Origin of the sequence: Acinetobacter tandoii DSM 14970 = CIP 107469 (assembly GCF_000400735.1) — a bacterium.
GTDB classification, from domain to species: Bacteria; Pseudomonadota; Gammaproteobacteria; order Pseudomonadales; family Moraxellaceae; genus Acinetobacter; species Acinetobacter tandoii.
Map to the genome: position 1 here is coordinate 92754 of NZ_KE007376.1, position 19139 is coordinate 111892.

The following is a 19139-nucleotide window of genomic DNA, read 5'->3' on the forward strand; positions in this document are numbered from 1 at the left end:
CCTATGACGAATATTTTTGAACTGGTCAAAGACCCCTACGAGCGCAAGGCGCGCGTAATTCCAGGACTTCTTGTAGCTTTGCCGCTGCTCGTTCCCTTGTTGTGTGTCTACGGCGCAAAGCACCCGGTACTTACAGGCGTGATTGGACTGCTGGGTGGCTGCGGTGCCATTTATGCACTCGCAAGCGTAGCCCGTGGGCGGGGAAAAAAGTTGGAAGAATCCCTAGTGAAAAAATGGGGCGGAATGCCAACAACCATAGCCCTGCGCCATCGCGACAAATTTCTGGATAGCGTCAGCAAGCAGCGATATCACACCGCGATTACAGCTAAGCTGGGTATTGCCATGCCGAACGCAGAGGAGGAATCAGCAGATCAGGACAAGGCGGACGATACCTACATTGGGGCAACCAAGCGACTTCGTGAACTCACCCGTTCCAACAAGCAGCTCCTACTCAAAGAGAATATTGCATACGGATTCCATCGCAATATGTTAGCGATGAAACCTGTTGGCATTTTGTCGTGCCTCTTGGGTATCCTTTATGGATTGCTGATTGCAAAAATCTTGCAGGTTGCGCCTCCACATTTTGACCCTGTGCATTTTGCTGATCCGGGGCTGGCTGCTGGCCTAACGCTGCTCATTTCGCTGGCGTTACTGGCCGCTTGGCTACTGTATTTCGATCAGAGCGCAGTCAGGCGGATGGGGTTCGTCTATGCAGAACGCCTATTCGAGTGCTTGCCGTCTTTGCCTTCTTCGGCTCCGCGGAAAAGAGCACCAAAACCGACGACGGACTGAGAACTGTCCAACAAGCAAACAGGCGCCTGGCTCCGTTGTAGTGTTTGCCCGCAAGGTGACTCCGGCAATACGCGGTGCCGGGTATGGGTTTTCAGGTCGGCAATCCAGCGATGCGCCACCCACACGTCTTCTTCGGGGTGGTTGTTGTCCACGCAGTTGCAGTATTTGTAGCTAACGTGCGCATCAGTGTGCGACAGCAGGATGCGCGCCATCGTCATGTGGAAGCGATGGGCTTGGAGATCGGCTGGGCCTTTGGGGCGCGGCAAGGTCAGCCCTAAGCAGCGCTGGTCATTGAATTCACTCCAGTCGGGGCCAACGACTTGTCCCGCGCGTTCCAGCATCTTGCGCGACTGTTAGTTCTTTCCATTGACCAAGGCAACGGCGACCGTACCCTTCGGGTACTCTAGCTTCTCCGCGAGCAGGTTCATCCAGCGCACCAGCTTGTTCAGCGTCTCATCGTTGGCAATTGCGCGTAGAGGTGGTACAGCAGGTCGTGGAGATAGATGTAGGTCTGCCGGCGTCCTTGCTCGTGGCTCCGCGTGGTTGTGGTCAGTACCCGCTGTGCCCACTCAGGCGTGAGTTCGTCCAGCATCATCTCCGTGATGTCGATGGAGATCAACGGAAATCCGAGCGACTTCCCGATCAGCGCCTTGCGGCCGTCGAAGGCGTGGCTGAGTTCGATTTCAACGCCGCCAAGCACCATCGGCTCGACCTGAACCGGCGGCCCGAGCACGGCAACGTCGAGCCGGAATTTGCTGCCGAATGGCGTCTCCAGAGGATGCTCGGTTGCCACCCGGTCGGCACCCAGCAACAAGTTGCCTTCCAGCGCATAGTCCGACGCATCCGTATCTTTGAACGCCCACGGCATCGCAAGCCCGGCATTCAAGCGTCGGGAGAGTTCGGCAGCGACAAGTTCTTTCGCCTGTCGGTGTTCGGGGCTTTCCTGCACAGCGCGCCACCGGCTGGCTTCTTCATCGTCGAAGTGCGCTTTCGGATTAAAGGTGTGTTGGGCAGGAAGCACGCGGAAGTGGGATCTCCGACGCAACTTCCCGCTCTCAAAGGAGGGGCTGACCCATGTCACCATCTGCCGTGATGCGCCGGGAGACACCAGGGGCCACAGCTTGCGTGCATGTTCCCGGCTGCGAACGTCACGCGCGGCAATCGTAGTCTGGAAAATCCCTTTCCGAGAGAAGACTACGATCGCCTCGTCCATTCTTGTCTTTCCCTTATGGCGATACGGCCGCTAATTTCGTGGTGCCATCCAGCTTGCGGTGAATCAGCGATACCAGCGTCAGGATGTCCAGTGAATCCTGTTCGGACATGGGCTAATTCGCCTTGGGCGCATGAGTCAGCGGATTGCGCACGGCGCCGAACAGGCCGATCAGCAGGTTGGCAAAGCCTTTTTGCTCGCTCTTCTCGGACTCGGTGGTGAGCGGTCCCTAGGATGAATAAAGCGCCAAACGGCGCTTTATTCATTATCAAAATGCACTTAATCTGATGACCCTTAAAAATGCCTGTTCATTGATCTGACTTTTCCCCGTCACATATAGTTCATAGAATTTACGACTCGCATGGACCATGCAACCCAAGTCAATGAGTTGATTTAAAGCATGCTTTTCATCCCTAAGGTTTCAGACAATTTAAGCAACCTGTTGATTAATTTTGATCTCATCCAATTCTTTTACCAATTTAGCTAAGTTCTGCTCTGGATCCAGCCACCAATCAACTGTCCACACTGATAATACCTGCCAGCCTAACCCATTTAATACTGTTGGTCTGAGCTGATCACGGTCTCTTGCTGTAGCTGCTTTAGCGTAGTTTTCACCATCTACTATAATACCTGCAAGATAACTACCTGAATTCAAATTATCCTTAATTGCTATATCTACACAACTATCTCCCTGACCTATACCAAGGTCCACACTCCAGCCTTGTTCTTGCAACTTAGTTTGTAGGTACTGTAGGAATTCTTTTTTAGCCTGCTGTTTACTTTGGTCAGCATAATTTAAATGCAACTGACCACTACGAGCAAAAACTAAGAAGTCTTTTAAATCCCTTACACCCTCACTATTAGTGCGTGCCAAATTAATTTCTTCAGGACTCAAAGCAGAGAAAACATGTAATCCTTGACGAGCGCGAGTAATTGCTACATTTAGACGGCGCTGACCACCTTGACGATTAAGCGCGCCAAAGTTCATAGATAATCGACCATCACGGTCTTCTGCGTAAGTAATTGAGAAAACGATAATATCACGTTCATCTCCTTGCACATTTTCTAAATTCTTAACAAATAAAGGTTCAATGCCTGACTTACTCAATGTCTCTAACTCAGGGTGATTAGCCAATTCATTATCCAGCAAATCTTCAATCAACTTCTGCTGAGTCATATTGAAAGTGACCACACCTAAAGTCAAAGGATTCTCTTGCCCTAACTGTGACTGTAAATGCTGAATAATAAATTCAACAATTGCCTTTGCTTCATTACTATTGGTACGTGTATCACCTTTGTCGTATACACCCTCAACCACATGTAGTTTTACAGCTGTATCCTTAGCAACAGGTGCAGGGAAAGTAAATAAACCACCTTTGTAGTATTTCTGATTACTAAATTGAATGAGACTTTCATAACGACTACGGTAATGCCAATTCAAAGCTAATTCTGGTAACTGAGCAGCAAGACATTCATCCAAAATACTCTCCAGATCTTCAGTCACCTCCTCATCAACCTCTTCTTCAGAATCGCCTTTACCGAAGAAACTGGTTGGTGGCATTTGTTTATTGTCACCCACCACGATTGACTGTTTACCTCTCGCTAATGCACCAATTGCATCCCATACAGGAATCTGTGATGCTTCATCAAAAATTACTACATCAAATTTTGCTTCTGTGTCCAGATATTGGGCAACTGATAATGGACTCATTAATAAACATGGTTTCAAGCCAACTAAAACATCAGGAATTTGACGCATCAACTCTCGTACAGGAATATGACGGCGTTTCTTACCCAACTCTTTGTTAAGAACAGTCCATTGCCCTTTGTAGTGGTTTTGTTCTATAAAAATATTATTCCAACGGTGAATAATTTCCTGACTTGCAGAAAGTTGGTGTTCTTTATCCTGCTGGGCAAAGGACATTATTTTCTGTTCATGTTGTTGGCTGTTAAATTGGTTTAACTCTGGATGCTGACTAAATTCATGTGTAATCCAGTGTCTCGCTAAATTAATATTCAGGCGTTTTAGGGCAGCATCCAAATCCAGTGGGGCATGCAGAAGTTCAAACGCCAATGGTTTTAAACCACTTTTAATAAGCTGGCTTTTAATCGCCTGCCAACTTAACCAATGCCTCCAAGCTAGCCCATATTGCTGCAATTGCTGTTGTCTTTCGATAATTTCATTAAAATCAATATCTGAATATGCGGTAATCTCAGTATCACCCTTCAGTACATGATCATTCAGCAATTGACTGAATGTATTCTCCACCTGAGCTATATTTTTCGTCAGTTCATCTAAATCATGATTTTTACTGAACTCTAACGCTTTTAATAAAGTTGCTTGATCGGTAATTGACGATGCAACTATCTGCTTAATTTCTTGCCACTGATTGTGAATAGTTTCAAAACTTTGCCACGCGCTATCTTCACCCTGCCAATAAGAACCAAGCTTATTCGCTAACTGTTTTTCACATTCAGTAAACTGTTGTTGTTGGCTTTGGATATGTTGCAAGATAGGTAAGTCATGTGCAACTGCCAACGCTGTTGGGCGTTGAGTCGAGTCTTGGTAAGTTTTGACTAAGTTTCTCAACTGAAATTTAGCGAACCATGAAAATGGGAACATTTTTGATTCTGCTTCACGCCATTTAAAGCCAATTTGACTTAAATCTGCTTGATAAATTTGAGATTGGTATTGCCCTACTAATGAAGAACGCTGTTGTTTAAGATCCTGCGTTAAGTATTTTGTCTGGGTAATGGTTTTTAAATCGATATCTTTAATAGTATTTAATAGTTTTAAATCTGTTTGCTGAACCAGTTTAGATATTGCCTTAAAAATCGAAACATCCTGCTTAACCAGACTCAGATTTTGCTTCTCACTGAATCCAAAAACCTGTTGCCAAGCAGAAATAGACTTTTGTAATTGTTGTATCTGACCTACAAGTTGGTCCTGTAATAGTTGATATTGCTCCTGCCATGCCAGATTCCAGATAGGTTCGGACAAGCCCTCCGCAAATCCATCCAATACGTCTTTAGCATTTTCATTTACTAGCTGACGCAAGCTTACTGCTTGTGTCACCGTCTTATTCAGCAACTCACGCTTTTCTGATGTTAGTGTTGAAATTTCAATCTCAGGAAAACGTAGATGTGGTGTATCCCGATAACAAAGTTCATCACTCATTGCGGCATACAGACTCCAACCGATCGCATGTACGGTATGGAGATTATTTACATGCTGATTCAGTTCATCACGAGACTGGATTAATTTGTCCGACAACTTTTGCCATTCTGTTGTCTTTAGCTGAGCACTTAGAAAATATGGGTCATTGTTCTTCTGTGCTCTTTCCCGCAGTTGATCCAAAACCTGCATTTTCTGCGCTTTGGAAGAATGTAACTGCAAGCACAACTCACTCAAGCCAATCTGTGTCAAACGACGATAGACAACCTCTAAAGCTGCCATCTTTTCAGAAACGAACAACACAGATTTACCATCTGCTAGACACTGTGAAATCATATTTGTAATGGTCTGGGACTTACCTGTCCCAGGAGGGCCAGAAAGTACAAAAGTACGTCCTAATGCGGCGGACATAACTGCTGCTAACTGTGACGAGTCAGATGATAACGGTGTAAATAATTGTTGAGGTTGATATCGTTGGTCTAGTTGAGCGGGTTGCGGAAAATCATCCTGTTTAATGAATGGTTCTCGTGGTGATTCAATCAGATGATTTACTACAGATTGATTTTTAAGTTGATCCATTCGTGTAGACAAATCAAGCCACATTAAATATTTTGAAAATGAGAACTGACCAATGGCAGCCTCAGCTTTAACTTCCCATCCTGGTATATTCACAATAGCCTTACGCACAATATGTAAGACTTGGTTAACATCTATCCCAGAATCATCTGCCGGCAAAGGGTTTAAACCCGAAATATCTAGTTCAAAATCCTGTCTTAATAATTGTAATAAAGTTGAATTAAAGCGAGGCTCATCATCATACATATACAGGCGATAACCTGTTTTAGCGGTCTCGCGGGTGATCTGCACAGGAATAAGTAGTAGTGGCGCTTTAAAAGTGCGTTTTGAACGCTCTGACTCTTTCCATTCCAGAAAGCCAATAGCAAGAAATAGTGTATTCGCTCCTCCCTCTTCTAAAGCAGTACGTGAGGCACGGTAAACCTCAATTAGGCGCTTTTCCAGTAAGGGTGTATCAAGTGGACTAAACAATAGTTTTCTGGACAGGCTATCATCAACATATTGATTGATATGTTGGCTTTCATTGTCACGCTGGACATCTTTTAGCGAGATGCTATCAATCCCCTTAAATAAGAAACCCTCTTGGTTCGCCAATGCATCTTCAAGTTTCCCCAGTGTTAACTCAGAACATTGTAAGGGTATGCTGTAACGATTGTCCTTAAAGTTTAAGAGCTTGTTACGGAGACTTAGATCAAGCAAACGGCGCAACCAGCGGTCAACCCGCGTGGCTTTACTTTCTACAGGACGTTCAACATCATATACAGGAATAGATGCAGGCGCCCATTCAATTTCTGTTTCATCCAGATGATTTTTCTTATCCTGATATGAGGAAATTGGTTTAATGCCACGCAACCGGGACTGGCGAACATCAATCGCAAGATAGAACTTATGCTGGCGGGATTCATCTTTAATGTACTGTTTTGCTGTTTCAAGTGCGGATGCAAACTTTACTTGTTGTGTGAGCAGCGTTGTTTCTATAAAAACAACTTCACCCAAATCATAACGCTTTCTTAATGCTTGAATATCATCAATGATCAAGTCAACATTTGGCGTCTCATTTAACCAAACCCCAAGATACGAATGTCCTTCTTCAATAATAAGTAAAGTATCTAAGCCTATTTGTTCAGCCAAGGCACTTAAAAGTATTGTCGTGTCTAAACAACATGCTAACTTCTCGTCAAAAATCTGCTTTGCCAAACGTATTCTTTGGCCCGATTTAACAAAGCTTGCTGGGTTAACAATATAATGAATATCTTGTTGTAATAAAGACTCCCATAAGGCATTCAGTTGAGATAGCACAGAATCTCTATCTCGCTCTTGATAACCACTTAATGAACCTAGTTCTTTTGCTTTTAAAATTTCACTGGCCTTAACCAAAATTGGGCTGAGTGCTGAAGCATTGGGTTGTGAAAAACTCGCCAATAATTCTATGGGTTGGCGTTCCCCACCCCAAGTATCAATGGTTAATAAATCAATCTCTGCCCGCTGCTCTGCCAGTATCTCTTCCTTTTCATTCAACCAAAGGATTTCAATACTGCCTTTAAGATTCTCAGGTAACTCCTGCAATAGTTTGATATCAAAAACTAATTTTGGCTTATCAAGAGCCAAGAATTGATTGCCTTCCAAGTTCGCAATATTGATAGTGTGTTCTTTGAAATAATCAGGATTAGAACGAATAACGATTCGAGAACCAGAAATCGTTTCAGTTGAAGAGATTAGGATTTGTCGAATCAGAGGAACTGAATTTTGCTGTAAAACAAAATTCAAAGCTGAAGCACAATCAACCTGCAATGAATATTTTGGATCAAGTTGTTGGTTATTTTCATCTTCTAGCATTATTATCCCCTTTGCAATTTAATCAAACCGAATTAATGGCATGCTTAAAATGCTAAAATCACAATTTTAAATAGTTGATATCTTGTTTTAAAATTATACGAATAACAATAGTTCTCTTACACAAATCATTTCTTTCTCAATTCTATATTGTAAATTCCAACAATTAAAAGAAATCCCATACGCAGTCTTTTACCTCGATTTCGGTAACGCTCGGCTTTGTTGCCCAAAGATTTGAAGATTAAATTTGCCCAAGCTGCCTCAGAATAAGCTTAATTTGATCCCTGTTTATCTTGTGGTTGAGCTTACCCTATCGATATGTTTCCTCGATTGATCAAGGATTTATTGTAAGAGCACCAATTCGTTGTACGGTAGACTTAAGGTATAGGCTTGAGCAAAAAAGCCGTTTACTTATGACCAAAGAAATTTTTAAACAATACCTTTTAGTTAGCTTAGGCTATTTAATCCAAAGCTCATCTTCCTGCATGATTTTTAACATTAGATTAAATAAAACCAGAACTGTCACATTTTTATTAGAGTCTATTCTTTGAAAACTGAATTGAACTCTTCGCTCAGGTGCATTCATATTAACTGGATAATTTTGTATACCTAAATTTAGCTCTTCTCCTAATATTGGCTTCATTCCAGCAATAAAACTTCTAATTCGTTGCTCATCGTCTTGATCTCGACATACAAAATGCAAAAAATTCTTACGTAACTTACCAAAGTGTAATAATATTTTTAGAGCATCAATCTTGTTCTTTCTTTGATATATGTCAGGCCTATTCTCTTCTTGATCGTACAAATCAAGGAAGGTATTGCGTTCATTAGAACGAGACAATTTCCTGGCTTTATTGTGAAGATCCTCAAACCAACCTTCATCTATAATCTCTCCCTCAATATTTTCAACTTTTAAGTTAAATTTTTGGGGGCTCATCCATTTAGTGCACATCAATTGACATCGCTGCAGCCATACTTGAGCTTGGGGATCTTTGCTACGGGCATCTCTAAAATTTATCAAACGTTGATAAGGTGTCAGAGTACTATTCTCGATACTAAACTTCTTCTCTTGTTGGCCAACCATTGTGAATGGCTGTGTTTGCTGATGATAAGAATCAAACCATTTCTGCTGCTGAGTATAACGATTTAAGTTTATGTACTCTGTACTTGACTTCACTGGACCAAAACACTGTTCTAATACTTTTTTTGAAATGATACACGGCAAATTATAAATTCGATCGACTGCTAATAAATCCAAAACATGAAGGTAATTTGAAGCCGTTTGCTCAATACTGCTATGCCCCATCCAAGAGGCGAGCACCTGCCATTTATGTTGAATAATCTCTTCTTGAGCACGTGCTTTCATACCAAACAATAAATCCCGCATCTTTTTTGCTTTTACCCAAGGACAATCTGTGTAGGTCTTGATCATTTCTTTTGAACCGAGCAAAGTTATTGCTAGATAGTTAGCAGCACTGTGGCGTAATGTATGAAAACTAAAGCCATGATGCATACCTAATATTTGACTAAACAAATCTACTGTAATTTTGCTGATACATTGATCAGTTAATACACGATGATTCACACTAAAAAGTAGATCATCCTGCTGATTAACCAAATATTGCTCATAACAATGTTGTATGTAACGTTGTACTACTAAAAACTCATGTTCTGACAATGCAATTTTCAATGGTATTTGACGATTCGCACTTCGCGTTTTCAGACGGCGATATGAATTGTCTCGGATATGAAGCGTTATATTATTAAAAATTGAACTTTTACCATCCTTAAAGAGTAATTCTGGGCAGATAACATCTTGTATTTTAAGACAACGGACTTCATTTAATCGAAGTCCAGTTCTATAACTCAATAAATACATCAGCTTTAAACAACTCAGATGATCGACCCACTCTGATGCCGTTGGCTCTTGACTTAAATTTTCTAGTTTTTCCAATAATTTGCCAAATAGCAAAGGACTCACTAGCCGTGCATTGCAAATTTGTAAATGCTTAAAACTTGAATTCTGTAACACCAATACCCCTGGAGCATCATAATTCTCTATACAGAATTGATGAAAATCTTTTAGGCGACCAAAACGGTATTCTGCGCTTTGGTGCATCTTACGAGAGGTTTTTCCTTTCACCGAATCTCGTTGAACTGCTTTTTCATCACGTTCACTGCTGTATTTCAATAGCTGCCGATATAAATCCTCATAGTCATCTATGGATTGTTGCTTTAAATCTAATTTATTGAGCCAAATCTCAAATATAAATTCTTTGCCAAACGATCCTAAGTAGCTTTCAATAGTTGATAATTGAAGCCCTCGTTTTTTTAAATGCATTAACCAGTGAATTAAGCGTAGTTGAGCATCAATTAAAGACTTTTCCTCCGTATTAGCATCAACTATCTTCTCCTCTAACACCCTTCTAGTTTCTTGCCAAAAACGTAGCGTGCGTTCATCTTTATTCCTCTTTTTATCTAAACGCTCAACTTTTTGACCTTTACGTTTCTTTTGACCAAACAACATCAACTCATACGGAATCGTTTGTAATTTGCTTTGAACAGTCGGAACTTCAGGAAGTAACTGCTCTTGTTCAAAATGAATAGGGCGATTATCTGGTTCTGTGACTTGATTGTAATCATTATTCCACAGCAATCTAAATTCGGATGGCCTTAAAGCAACAGTATTAATCTCTTGCTGAAGCACATTACTCAAAAATATATCTATGCTGAGGTTTGGATTAAATTCGAGTACCATTTGCACATCATTAAATGCACGAAATCCACGGCGTTTAATTTGATATTGCAGATCCCCAAGACTTTTTTTCCTGCCTATCTTACTCAAGCTTTCTAAAATACAATCTTCAACTGAATGTTGCAGACAAAATTCTTTCTGAGTAGCTTTCAACTTTTTTAAATATTGCAAAATGAACTGCGCATATGGGTTAAAAAAAACATGTTTCCATTGGTACAACTTTCCCTGTTCTACATCGTTGCCATATTGAGAGTTTTCAACACGATAATGTAGTAACAATGGATTAGTGATTTTTTTGTAGTCCGAATGGTATAACCGAAAACAATTCAGATCTGTACCAAGCTCAATGGCCTCCTGCAATTGCTTCTGAATAGCAATCAAATGCTGTTCATCTGCACAGCCTGAAATATATATAAAACTTAAGCATAAATTTCCCCATAAGTACTTTGGTTCATTCCAATATTCAAATGAATCTTGCCAATACTGCCTTAATTCCTTAAGTACATGGATATGTAGATGCCCCTGTTCTAACCGTGACTCTGTACTCTCAATTTTTCTAGGCAGTACGATCCGTTTAGTATGTGGATTTAGCTTAATTCTGTATGATTTTTTATCTACATTCTGGTTGAATTGCTTCCTTCTTTTATTAAATTCATCTTCAGTAAATTGCATCAGTTTTGATTGTTCGTCTCGGCTCAACTTTTGACTCAAACAATCAACACTATCTTTAATGTCATGCCATTTTTCAGCGATCTGCTGATCAAGTTTTTGCTGCATTTCTTTCGTCAATACTTCAGGTGGAGAAGGCTGTCTATCTAGCGACTTTTTCACCATTTTATGAATATCAACAAATAGATCATCTAGTTGTGGTTTTATTAGTTCTTTGATTTTTTGCATACAACTATTTTCGCTCTAAGTGTTTAATCGATAAAGATTTGACATTATCTTGCAATTGCTGGCGGGCTTGCTGTACATAGACATTCGGGATAAGTGAAGAATGCGGATGAAAAGCCTCTCGGTCACGTTGGTCATGACCATACAGGGCCTGAATTAAGTGAAAAGCTAATGCTGGTTTACCCTCTTGCTGCTCATGCATCAAAAAGTTCATGTCAAAATGACGTAACCAATTCGAATACATATTCTTTGGAAAGACTCCTTGCATATATGAATTCACCCATTTTCTCGATAAAGGGATTAACTTAATTTTCCTGCTCTGCCATTCTTTGACAGTTATCGGCAAGATATCTTTACTAAAAATGACCTTACCAAAAAGATCATTTACAGTTATCTTCTTCTTTGCAAAGACTTGTCTAAAAAATGAACCGTACGCTTCAATAATTTGTTCTAAAAAGGCAGTGTAATTTTGCAGTGTTTTTATGAAAAAATCAGATAAAGGGATAAAACGACCATCTTTTCTTGCTTTACTATTTTTTTTATCATTCACATATAAAAGCTTGAGCTCAACACAATAATCATCCAAATTCCCCAACAGGTTTTTTTTAGGCCGACTTGCCAAACTCAACAAACTGATATGCCACATCCAACACGCATATGCATTAAGTTGATTAATAATGTGCTTATCTTCTTGGATGTTTTCGTGACAATGTCTATGTAAAATATGGAATTGCTCTTTCACAAAATTGGGTTCAAGTGCCAGTTGGCTCCCTATCCTTCCTATAGATAATGCAGATTGCACTTTGAATTGTTGTTGCAATATTTTTAGTTCAGCCGTGTCTTCAGTAAAATGTGTGGAATGTGGTGTAAGTGCTTTTTCTAAAAAGGCTAGATATGTGCTACTGAGTTGAGTTTTCGGTAGCCCGCCATAATAGATACCAGGCATGTGATGCTGACTATCCCGCCCAGCAATTACATGAGCAAGATATTCATTATATGTTTCATAATATATATGAAAATATAATTGAGCCTGCAGTTTTTCTACAGTGATCGAACCTACAAACCGATTATCAAGCCAATTCTTAAGTTTCTTATTAATGTGTGTTGATGAAATTAGTGGATTCGATGCTTGTTCTATATAGTCAAACCAAGCAGAAGGTAAATGTAGTTGATGTGTCATCACTTCATTCCACCGCACATGATTTAAGCTCTTAATCTTCTGCTCTGTAATTTTAAGATTTAATTTGAGTAAATATTCGCGACGTCTACTTGAACCATTCTGGATCAAAATTCCATCTTGAATAAGCTCGTTAAAATCCATCAGTGCGACGGGTGATAATCCCGTCAAAAGTGACAATAAACATGCTGCAGCGATTGCAGCATCCCTCCAGTGCCCGGATAACTCGGTTCTCAACACATAAACAATTTGCTTCAGTATATCTGGCGCCAAATAATGTGGATTTGTAACAAAAGGAGCATGACGGCGCTGGCGATGCCGCATTAGATGCGTCGCATTATCGCTGAGTATATAATTTAAATTTTTAGACTTTTCATCTTCTGAATAAAACTCCATTTCAGGATCTAATAGATCAACTTCACTCTCTTCATCTTTGTGAAGAGCGGCATCATAAATACTGATCTTTGCGTTATGTCCAATATCTACTTGCTTACCCGTTTTAATTTCACGAAATTTTTTGAGTTCATTTTTCGTCGGCCATTGCAAAACTTTACTTTTTTTTGACTTACGCTGACGATGAACAACACGACGATCATCAAGTCTTTTAAAAATTATTAATAGAGCCGATAAATACTCTATGGCTTGTACTTGTTTGAAATCTTTAATATTAAAAAGTTGATTACGATCCTCCTTTTTCAAGTTACGTTCGTACATGACATAGCGATTTAGTAGCTCACTGCATTCTTGAAATAATTCAGCATGATTAGAATCCAGAACATATCGTGATACATAGCGAAAGAGATCACAAACATGTTTTTGCTTATTCTCAGCTTTATCAATTTTTGCAAATTCTTGATACTGCCGATATGTTAAAAAACTCGCTTGTAGAATCAAATAACGTTCAGACGACAGCTCTTGAGTATTACTAGTAGTCGGGCATGCAAAATAACTTAAAGAAGCTAGATAATAATATTTACCTAATTGTCTAGAACTAGATATATAGCCATATATCTGTTGTGCTTCCTTATTTAGAGCATGGGCTTTTTCACGTAAATCATCTGATAGATCGACAAATTGTGTATTCACAACATGATTGCGTAATAAACAATAATCTTTTTGGAATTTTTCTGCTAAATCTAAGAATTGCTCTTCTGTTTCAATCTTTGGCATATTCGCTTTCGCTTAATTTTTTATCAAATTGCATTGGTTAAATTCATTACGATCTGAACAATTTGGTAAAAGTTGATCTTTTATTGAACTCTTTGTCAGCTTAAAAAATCTAGCAAAAAATTTAGCATCCAGCTCTTTCTGAGCTTTTCTCTCAAAGCACAAGTGTTGCTGTGATTTTTCGATAAAATCATCAAGATTATGTATCAACTGTAAGATTGCAACATAATTAGAATGTACACGTAAGCATGGCTCCGTTTGCATTAATAGCAATATTTTTTGCCAAATTTTCACATAGATTATTTTGAACTTTGCTTGTACTACTACTTTCTGGCTCTGTTTAATCTTTTTGATTTTCAGTAGTTCTGAGTTAATTTTTACTATCTTAAATTGAACATTTTGTCGCTCAAAGCAAAAGGGCATGATAAATTGCCCCATAAATATCTCTATATTTTTTACTAAATAGTCAAATTTTAACATTTTTATCGATATAAAAAATGAGCATATCTTTGTATATTAAAATTCATTTAATTTATCAACTAAATTTTCTCAAAATTACAATTATCAACAAATACATATGGTTTACTTATCATGGGTGGTCTAAATTTTAAAAATTCTTCCACTTTTTTTTAGTTTTCTGTTATTACATGAAACAATACCGTTGTATTACATTTTGAAATGCTGTGTATGCAGCATTGATCAAAAAGATTCTCTGCTATACTTACTTCACGTGTAGCATCAATGGAGTTTCGAAATGCTCAGAACCACTGAACAGAAAAAAAAATATATTCAAGCGACACGTGCGCAAAACTATCAAGCCAGCCTAAAGCTTGAAGGCATTACAACGACAGCTCAAACAACTCAACAAAGTAAAGCTGAAATCTTGCAAAAATATAAGAAGTATTCGCAACCCGAAACTTAGTCAGGTGCATGTATGGATAAATATGGGGAAATGGGTGACAGCCTGTATTGTTACCCTGGCACAAATATCCTAAAGAACAAACTCAATATTCATGATGAACAAATTTTAGAACAAGCTGAACTAGAACTGTCTGGATTGGCAAGTAACTTAATTGAATATGCTGAACCACCTTACGACTTACAATACTTAAAATCAATTCATGCGCAGCTCTTTGGCGACTTATACGACTGGGCAGGAAAGTTAAGACAAATCGATATTTCCAAAGGTGACACCCGTTTTTGTAATTTTTCCCGTATTGAAATTGAAACCAATAAACTACTCAAAACGCTTCAAGAAAAAAAATACTTTCAAGGCTTAGCACCACAACAACTGATTCCTCAACTTGCCGACTTGTATTGTGAGCTTAATGTCATACACCCATTCCGTGAAGGTAATGGACGTACACAACGGATTTTCTTTGAGCATCTGATTGCTCATTGTGGTTATGGTATTGATTGGTCTCGCATTGACTCTCAACAACAATGGATTCAAGCCAATATTGAAGGTTTTTATGGTAATTTAAATCCATTAATTAAGATTTTTGAAATATGCTTTATTCAAAATACCTAAAATTTAAGTAGTCGAAGCCCACAATCCTTAATGAGCCATCATCTTTGCTTCAATCCACTGATTAATTTCCCAAATAAACCAACAATCACGATTCTTAGAAATCTTAATACTCTTCGGGTAATTTAGGATCGTAATATTCAGATTACTTATCCAGAATTGAATAGATCGTTAACTTAGATAGACTTTTAAGCAATGTAACTTGCCGCATGTTTATCAACATATGTCTCAAAAAAGTCTGCCCATACATAGATTTATGGCGTTTAGTGCTTAAATTTCAGATTAATCTTCGTCTGATGACCTGAATGGATGTTACGGATTACATGCAGGTGAATTACTCTGTGGCTGTATCATGGCTTTTGTGCAATCCAATCCATTTGATCCGAATGTTCTCTTTTGCAATAAAGCAGCCTCTTCTGCTTTTCCTGAACCAACGAACTATGTCATTGATTTGATTCAACCGACAACAGTGATGCTGAATCAAATCTCCAAAGAAGGGATTAAATGCAAGAAATGTGGTAAGAAAAAGATAGGGGATGGAAGTTATTATCCGTCTAATTGGAACCAGCCCATGAGTCGAGATCAGTTGAGTAAGAATCATTTTAAATGAATAAGAGAAGGATGGCTTACCTCACTTCTCCGAATAACAATGCTATGCTTTTCAACCAAGGTTATAAATTGGCAACTACATTTCATTCTTCTTCATGCTGGTCCTATAGCCTGTAGACAATTACTACATCATTTACATTCAATGCTCAATACAGCCTGTCAGCAGAACCGCAGCGATACTTTTTTTCGTGCATACATGTAGTGTTTAAATCCATTCATTTTTCAATGATCCTCTGCCGTTTATCACATTTATGGTCGATCTTTAACCTTGTGAAAAATGCACATACCGATCCCTTCAAACTGTCAAATTTATGTATGCATGACATTTAAAGAAAATTATCTGATCAATTTTTTTAGGTAAAATTCATCAAGAAAAAGTTATTATTATTCATAACATCACCAATAACCACATAAAAACAATAATTTAATAAATTATTCTTCCAATTTTTTTATATTTAGTGTTATTACCTCTAAATCCATGTTTACCACCTTCTATTACATAAGTAATTTAGAAGTATCCACGATATAAATTGCTTGCCCTCACACCTCTCCCCTCTCACGCCCAAAAAATTTATACTGAAAGGCAGATTAAGCCCGTTCGAGTTACATATAGCCGCATGCTATATTGAAAGCATTAAGAAAATATCCTCAATATTTATAGGATTTTTAAAGTATGAACTAATTTTCGAAGAACCCTTTCTAAGTAATGTGACCTATTAGGAAAAATGAAAATACTGAAATCTCCGTATCAACAATCAGTCAAAGTACATCCTGATGATTTTCTGTAACCGATACCCAAGGACTATACCTACCCTTCTGATGTGCTGTGCAACAAAGCCCTCCTTAGCCACACTATAGCTATAGATTAATTCCATTATTTTGTGATTTAATTAAATTATTCATTCTTAAGACCCAATTTAATGGATTTATATTTCACTAAACCAGAAGAAGTTGTGACTCTTTTAGGTGAGCGTTTACGTAAGCAACGACTCTTTCTGGAGATGTCTCAAGCTGAGGTAGCAGCACGCGCTGGTGTCGGCGTGAATACAGTTTCGAATCTTGAAGCGGGACGAAATGTATCTGTTGAAAATTTAGTCCGTATTGCAATGGTCTTGGGTCGATTAAACGAACTTCAGGAACTATTTAAACCTCAGCTTAACAGTGTGAATGACATTCTTCGCTATGAGAGTCAAAGTAAGCGCCACCGTATTAAGAGGAAGGGATAATGCTCAATAGACTTAATGTTTATTACAACGGTTGGGGCGAATCATGGTTATGGGGAACGCTGATTAGTTCAACAGCCACGACAGGTAGACCCACCATTGCTTTTGAATATAGTCCAGAAGCAATACAGCAAGGTGTTGAGCTCTCTTCTTACTTGCTGCCTTTAAAAGGTCTACCATTCAGACAAGGTTTTCCTACTCATCAAATGGGACTCCCAGGTCCAGTCTATGACGCTTTACCAGATGGTTGGGGCATGATGTTGATGGATCGATATTTCAAAAAAATTGGCTTAAATTCAGCACGAATTGGACCTTTGGAGCATCTGACCTATATTAGTAGTCACGCAATGGGTGCCCTCTCCTTTGAACCTTGTGTTGCTGACATGCAAACCTCAGAAAATATCCCTTTACAACAACTGGCCCAGGAAGTTCAAGAAGTACTCAAAGGTGAAGGTGGTGAATTTCTACAGCATTTATTGGTCATGGGTGGCTCCCCTCAAGGTGCCAGACCAAAAGCGTTGGTTTACCGAGATCCTGTCAATTTAGAGTTTTCGACTCAAGATTCTGATCAACATGAAGCCTGGCTGATTAAGTTTCCTGCTCAGCAAGAGCATCCTGAAGTCTGCGCCATTGAAGCCGTCTATGCAGAATGTTTGCGACTTTGTGCAATTGAGACTTCAGATACCCATTTCTTTAATTTGCCCAATGGTTTAACGGCTTTTGCTTCTAAACGATTCGATCGTCAAAATGGTATGCGGATTCCAATGCAGAGTTTGGCTGCATATACAGGAGCAGACTATAAAGTTCCAGGTAGCCTAGACTATCGCAATTTTCTCCGGGCAACCTTGATGTGTACGCAAGATGTACGAGAAAGATTGCATGCTTTTAAACGTGCTGTGTTTAATGTGCTTTTCAATAATCGGGATGACCATACTAAGAACTTTTCATTTCTCATGGAGAAAAATGGTCAATGGAAATTGGCTCCAGCCTATGATGTGACCTTCTGCGAGGGTCCAGGTGGTTATCATCAAATGGACATTATGGGAGAAGCGCTCAATATTTCCCGAAATGACATACATAAACTCGGTACTTCAGAAGCTAATCTGACTACTCTAGAAGTCGATGAGATCATCTTGACCATGCGTGAAATTGCACTTCAATTTAGTCAAATTGCGCAGCGCCTGTATCCCCATCAAATTCGAGAATCTACCCTACAGATGATTCAATCACGGATTCAACAGAATATTGATTTTTTAACTGAAACCTAAGCGTAAATATAAACTAAGCGCCAACCATCAACTGCAAATAGACTTTGATATAGTTAGTCGCTACATAATCTGTAGAACCTGTGAATTAGCTCTCTTTATAATCACGAATATTAGATGGATCACCGCCAAGATATATTCTGCAAACGTGAAATCACTACATCCAGATCGAAAATCACTAAGAAAAAACTGTCACCAAAAAAAGGTCTGCACTATGGATAGATGCAGACCAAACTCTGGATAACTACCAGCACGAGAAATATGTCGCAATTTTGCATAGACATGAATTTGATAAAATCAGCCCAGAAAGCCAGAAATTCATAAAAACTATTTCATCAATCCCCTATAACTTAATCACGTTCATGGTCGATCTTAAATCTTGTGAAAAGTACTCATGCTGACCTAGCCAAACTGTAAAACTCATATATTCATAGCCTTTAAATGAATCTTTCAATCGGTATATTTAAGGTAAAAACTAGTAATCAGAAGTTATTATCACCCCCATATAAAACAAGGATCAACTTAAAAACAATAACTTAGTAAATTATTCTTCCATTTTTTTTATATTTAGTGTTATTTGCTCTTTTGCGACGTTGTAATCATAGCTGAGACCTAAAATCCCAGGATTGTCTGCTGTACTGCGCCCTGTACGTGCAGCATAACCATTGAAGGTCATGACATGATCATGGTCTGCGGTCACTACAATTAAAGTATTGCTGATATCCACCTGATGCAGAGCTGTCTGGATAGCGTCATTAAAAGCCTTGGCTTCTTGTAAGGCACGTTTGGCATTATTGCCATGTAAGGCATGATCAATACGTCCGCCCTCAACCATTAAGAAATATCCTTGCCCTTGGTTTTGCGCTTCAAGGGCATCAATTGCCTTACTGGTCATCATCGCCAAGCTTGGTTGACTATCAATCTTTTTATTTACT

General features: G+C 39.2%; 14 protein-coding genes and 1 pseudogene. 7 read left to right on the plus strand and 8 right to left on the minus strand.

The annotated features are described in order from the left end of the window. Positions 1–3: 3 nt before the first annotated feature. Both I593_RS19125 and I593_RS20940 read left to right on the plus strand, forming a co-directional pair. Entirely contained in the window at positions 4–792 is a 789-nt protein-coding gene (locus tag I593_RS19125) for a hypothetical protein (protein WP_016165493.1), read from the plus strand. Positions 793–875: 83 nt separating this feature from the next. Next, on the plus strand, positions 876–1070 hold the full coding sequence (locus I593_RS20940) for a hypothetical protein (RefSeq protein ID WP_228130595.1): 195 nt from the start codon (positions 876–878) through the stop codon (positions 1068–1070). A gap of 167 nt (positions 1071–1237) precedes the next feature. Here I593_RS20940 and I593_RS19130 read toward each other — a convergent pair whose 3' ends face one another. The 7 genes and pseudogenes from I593_RS19130 to I593_RS19155 form a co-directional block, all read right to left on the minus strand. After that, on the minus strand, positions 1238–2005 hold the full coding sequence (locus I593_RS19130; RefSeq protein ID WP_016165495.1) for a hypothetical protein: 768 nt from the start codon (positions 2003–2005) through the stop codon (positions 1238–1240). A gap of 13 nt (positions 2006–2018) precedes the next feature. Then, the gene (locus I593_RS20945) at positions 2019–2114 is read right to left on the minus strand and encodes a TIGR02391 family protein (protein WP_228130596.1); all 96 of its coding nucleotides are present in this window, start codon (positions 2112–2114) and stop codon (positions 2019–2021) included. Positions 2115–2117: 3 nt separating this feature from the next. Next, positions 2118–2219, minus strand: a pseudogene (locus tag I593_RS20950) (TIGR02391 family protein); the annotation flags it as partial. A 213-nt stretch (positions 2220–2432) separates the two neighbouring features. After that, positions 2433–7589: a DUF4011 domain-containing protein gene (locus I593_RS19140; RefSeq protein WP_016165496.1), complete on the minus strand. Its 5157-nt coding sequence runs from the start codon at positions 7587–7589 to the stop codon at positions 2433–2435. A gap of 454 nt (positions 7590–8043) precedes the next feature. Next, a complete protein-coding gene (locus I593_RS19145; protein ID WP_016165497.1) occupies positions 8044–11238 on the minus strand; it encodes a site-specific integrase in 3195 nt (1064 codons plus the stop codon). A gap of 4 nt (positions 11239–11242) precedes the next feature. Next, positions 11243–13582 carry a hypothetical protein gene (locus tag I593_RS19150; protein WP_016165498.1) on the minus strand — a complete coding sequence of 780 codons (2340 nt, stop codon included), beginning with the start codon at positions 13580–13582 and terminating at the stop codon, positions 11243–11245. A gap of 12 nt (positions 13583–13594) precedes the next feature. Then, a complete protein-coding gene (locus I593_RS19155; RefSeq protein ID WP_000911011.1) occupies positions 13595–14059 on the minus strand; it encodes a hypothetical protein in 465 nt (154 codons plus the stop codon). A gap of 274 nt (positions 14060–14333) precedes the next feature. On the opposite strand from I593_RS19155, the gene I593_RS20230 reads away from it, so the two are divergent. The 5 genes from I593_RS20230 (at position 14334) to I593_RS19175 (ending at position 18207) form a co-directional block, all read left to right on the plus strand. Further along, positions 14334–14501 (plus strand): YhfG family protein, encoded by a 168-nt coding sequence (locus tag I593_RS20230; RefSeq protein ID WP_002125865.1) that lies wholly within the window; start codon positions 14334–14336, stop codon positions 14499–14501. Positions 14502–14513: 12 nt separating this feature from the next. After that, a complete protein-coding gene (locus I593_RS19160; RefSeq protein WP_004826955.1) occupies positions 14514–15110 on the plus strand; it encodes a putative adenosine monophosphate-protein transferase Fic in 597 nt (198 codons plus the stop codon). Between the two features lie 349 nt (positions 15111–15459). Next, positions 15460–15717, plus strand: a complete 258-nt coding sequence (locus I593_RS19165) for a hypothetical protein (RefSeq protein WP_004726728.1) — start codon at positions 15460–15462, stop codon at positions 15715–15717. A 919-nt stretch (positions 15718–16636) separates the two neighbouring features. Next, the gene (locus tag I593_RS19170) at positions 16637–16942 is read left to right on the plus strand and encodes a helix-turn-helix domain-containing protein (protein ID WP_000366814.1); all 306 of its coding nucleotides are present in this window, start codon (positions 16637–16639) and stop codon (positions 16940–16942) included. Beyond that, positions 16942–18207: a type II toxin-antitoxin system HipA family toxin gene (locus tag I593_RS19175; protein WP_016165499.1), complete on the plus strand. Its 1266-nt coding sequence runs from the start codon at positions 16942–16944 to the stop codon at positions 18205–18207. Before I593_RS19170 ends, I593_RS19175 begins: the two co-directional genes overlap by 1 nt. Before the next feature lie 541 nt (positions 18208–18748). Here I593_RS19175 and I593_RS19180 read toward each other — a convergent pair. Beyond that, a partial coding sequence (locus I593_RS19180; protein ID WP_016165500.1) for an alkaline phosphatase occupies positions 18749–19139 on the minus strand: 391 nt, incomplete at its 5' end.